Source organism: Desulfobulbus alkaliphilus, assembly GCF_016918545.1.
Lineage (GTDB): Bacteria > Desulfobacterota > Desulfobulbia > Desulfobulbales > Desulfobulbaceae > Desulfobulbus > Desulfobulbus alkaliphilus.
Window position 1 is genome coordinate 1 of sequence record NZ_JAFFQC010000370.1, and the last position, 405, is coordinate 405.

Below are 405 nucleotides of genomic sequence, written 5' to 3' on the forward strand. Positions count from 1 at the left end.
GTGTTATCCTCGGACTGTCCCGTATCCTCAAGCCCGAGGAACAGGCGTACGGCCCCCTCCACGGCCGCAAGGGACACCAGCGTGTCCAGGCAGGGGCCGCAAGGGCGCTGGTTGAGGATGCCGAAGACGGGCAAGGGGTAACTGTCCTGGATACCGGAGGTGAGGTCACGTTCGCAGGCCACGGCGATGATCATGCGGGGCCGCGTCTGGACCACGATGCGCCGGGCGATGGTACCGCCGGTGGCCAGTGCCAGATGGAAACCGTAACGGTCCCGCAGCTGCAACAGGCCGCCCACGGGACATTGCCCGCAACGGCGGCACAGGTCCACATTATGGTTGAGCCGGTGCGGGCAGGCACTGCGCTGGATGCAGTGCGGCAGCAGCAGGAGCAGGCGCTCCGGCCGC

Annotated in this window: 1 protein-coding gene; it reads right to left on the minus strand. The window is 67.7% G+C overall.

Going from position 1 to position 405, the window contains the following annotated elements; all coding sequences use genetic code 11:
• A partial coding sequence (locus tag JWG43_RS20510) for a DUF116 domain-containing protein (protein ID WP_205244460.1) occupies window positions 1-405 on the minus strand: 405 nt, incomplete at both ends.